The organism is Hymenobacter coccineus, from assembly GCF_001816125.1.
GTDB classification, from domain to species: domain Bacteria; phylum Bacteroidota; class Bacteroidia; order Cytophagales; family Hymenobacteraceae; genus Hymenobacter; species Hymenobacter coccineus.
In genome coordinates this window covers 1-2197 of record NZ_MDZA01000240.1, presented here as the reverse complement: position 1 = coordinate 2197, position 2197 = coordinate 1, and the positions used below count along the sequence as shown (strand labels likewise).

At 64.0% G+C, this 2197-nt stretch carries 2 protein-coding genes and 1 pseudogene; all 3 read left to right on the top strand.

Annotated elements, in window-relative coordinates; all coding sequences use genetic code 11:
- A pseudogene (locus tag BEN49_RS27420) lies at nt 1–396 on the top strand (hypothetical protein); the annotation flags it as partial.
- A gap of 112 nt (nt 397–508) precedes the next feature.
- Nucleotides 509–1369 carry a hypothetical protein gene (locus BEN49_RS14125; protein ID WP_070744421.1) on the top strand — a complete coding sequence of 287 codons (861 nt, stop codon included), beginning with the start codon at nt 509–511 and terminating at the stop codon, nt 1367–1369.
- A 586-nt stretch (nt 1370–1955) separates the two neighbouring features.
- Nucleotides 1956–2197, top strand: a 242-nt coding sequence (locus BEN49_RS28910) for a hypothetical protein (RefSeq protein WP_204376119.1), incomplete at its 3' end; no start/stop codon positions are given.

The window sequence follows — 2197 nt, the reverse complement described above, 5'->3', positions numbered from 1 at the left end:
CCGGGCCCCCCGACCCCGCCCCCCAACGTGCTGCCCCAGCCCATGGCCCAGCCCGCCAAATCGGCCCCCTACGGCCCGGGCATGAAAATCAATATCTCCCCCGACGGCTCGAAATACGTGCGCCTGATGACGGCCGTGCAGTTCTGGAGCCGCTACACCGACAACAACACGGGCACCGTCAACGGCACCGAGGAGCCCGTCAGCAGCCAGCTCGATTTTGGCATCCGCCGCGCCCGGCTGCTGCTGGTTTCGCAGCTCAACTCGCGCTTCGTCATCGTCACCCAGCTCGGCATCAACTCGCAGAGCACCATCTCGGGCGGGGCCCCGGCGAGGCCACCGGACCGGGCAAAAAGGCGTCGTTCTACATGCACGACGCCATGCTGGACTACAAGGTGAACAAGTACCTGAGCATCGGCGGGGCCTGCACGCCTACAACGGCATCTCGCGCCAGAGCAGCTTCGCCGCGTTTTCGCTGCTCACACTCGACACGCCCGGCACGCAGTGGCCGGTGCTCGACGCCATCGACCAGACCGGGCGGGGCGTGGGGCTGTTCGGCCACGGCCGGGTGGGCAAGTTCGACTACCGCCTCTCGGTGAACGACGCCTTTAAGAATAACACCGCCAGCACGCCCGCTACCCTCACCACCGGCGTGGCGCAGTTCAACCCGCGCGCCCGCGGCAAGGTCTACCAGGGGTATTTCGCGTGGGAATTCCTGGAGAAAGAGGCCAACCTCGTGCCCTTCCCGGTGGGCACCTACCTGGGTAGTAAGCGCGTGTTCAACCTCGGCACGGGCTTCCTCTACTACGCCAACGGTCTGTACCTGCGCGACCAGGCCGCCCCTACCGCCACGCCGGCGGCCGGCGCCTGGGCCATTCCCTACCGGCAGCAAGATCTGAGCGTGTTCGCGGCCGACGTGTTCTTCGATACGCCCGTGGACACGGCCCAGCGCACGGCCTTTACCATTTACAGCGCCTTTTATAAATACAACATGGGCAACAACCTGGTGCGCTACGCCGGCAACCTCAACCCCGGCTACGGCTCGGCCGCACTGCGCGGCAACGCCGTGCCCGTGGTGGGCACCGGCACGGCCCAAACCATCCAAACCGGCTACCTGCTGCCCCAGCGCCTGCTGGGCCCCAAAGCGCGCTTGCAGCCCTACGCGAGCTATACCCACGGCCACTACGAAGGCCTACGCCGCGAAGACGGCCGCATCCAGGACGTGCATTTGTTCGACGGCGGGGTGAACGTGCTGCTCGACGGCCACCAGGCCAAAATCACGCTCAACTACCGCGCCCGCCCCGATTTTACTAACGTGAACGACGTCCGCTACCGCCCCGAGGTGACGATGCAGATGCAGGCCATTCTGTAATTAATTAATTAATTAGGGCCCCTGCACCACCCGCCAGCCCCATGAAACGGGGATGGGCCAGAACGAGGTGGTCTGGCGACTTTTTCTGTCGTTGGGCCACTCTTACGATTGCCCGAAGCCGCTGTAGTGAGAGTAGCCCGACGAATCCCTTCGGACAATTCGCCGGACCACCCCGTTCGGGACACGACACATAGAAGGGCCGCGCGAACCACTGGTTCGCGCGGCCCTTCTATGTGTCGTGTCCGCGCCCGCCCCGCCCCACGTGTAGCTGCCGGGCCGGAAGCTCCGGTTAACTCACTCGCCGCTTCCGGCGCTTAGCACGCCGCCACTAGCGGCGTGGCCCAGCTTGTGGTGGCCAAAAACGAGGACGAATCTAACGAGGCCCGCCACCGACTGGCACCCGCGGGGGCCCAAATAGCAGGCAAGGCCCTATCCAATATAGTATTTAACAAAATCAGGCAGTTATCATAATTTAATGTTCAGGTACATTATGGATGAGGTTATTTTTTCTAAACACTCCGGCCAGCTACGGGTTTTTCGTGTTCTAGCGACATTAAAATAACATTAAAGCCTAGTGCTGGCGGGTATGCGAAATCTGTATTTTCGGCCGGGCCGCTCCTATCGGGTCGCAGCCGCCAGCCTGGGGCTACTGGCCACGACGTTGGGCGCGGCGGCACAGACCAGCTCACCGGCCACGCGGCCTGGTTCGGCCGGCGGCAGCCAAACCGGCGGCGTTGGGGGCCCGCCCGTGGGCCAGCAGCAGCAGGAAGCGCTGCGGCAGCGGCAGCAGCAAATGCAGCAAACCCCGCCGCAAGGAGCCCCGCCACC